This window comes from Pseudomonas sp. RA_35y_Pfl2_P32 (genome assembly GCF_963970735.1).
Lineage (GTDB): Bacteria > Pseudomonadota > Gammaproteobacteria > Pseudomonadales > Pseudomonadaceae > Aquipseudomonas.
The window spans coordinates 1-433 of sequence record NZ_CAXAQF010000382.1 but is presented as its reverse complement, the minus strand read 5'-3'; the positions used below and the strand labels follow the sequence as shown (position 1 = coordinate 433).

The window sequence follows — 433 nt, the reverse complement described above, 5'->3', positions numbered from 1 at the left end:
GCCATCGCCATCGTCGTCGTGGCGGCGATCGCGGTGTTTTTGCTCGACTGGGATCTGCAGCCCGCCATCATCACCCTGGTCGGCGGCATCGCGGCGGCGTTGGCGGCAACGGGCACGGGCGACGGCCCGATCGAAATGCTACGCCCCGTCGAAAGCATCCGCCAGCCCAGCCCGCCCGACGTACAGGACGTGATTCAGGCGATCGTGCACCCCGTCCTGATCGTGGCGGACGGGCGCGTCACCCATGCCAATGCGGTCGCCCTGGCGCTGCTCGGCAAGCATATCGTGGGCGAGGATGTGCGCGTCGCCATCCGCCACCCCGGTGCCGCCGAACGCCTGGCCAGCCCGACCACCGGCGTTCCGCAAGGGCCGATCAATCTGGTCGGGCTGGGCACGAAGGACCAGCACTGGGAAATGCACGTCGCGCGCGCCA

Annotated in this window: 1 protein-coding gene; it reads left to right on the top strand. The window is 69.5% G+C overall.

Annotated elements, in window-relative coordinates:
• Positions 1-433: PAS domain-containing protein (locus tag AACY45_RS28810; RefSeq protein WP_339548881.1), on the top strand; the 433-nt coding region annotated here is incomplete at both ends.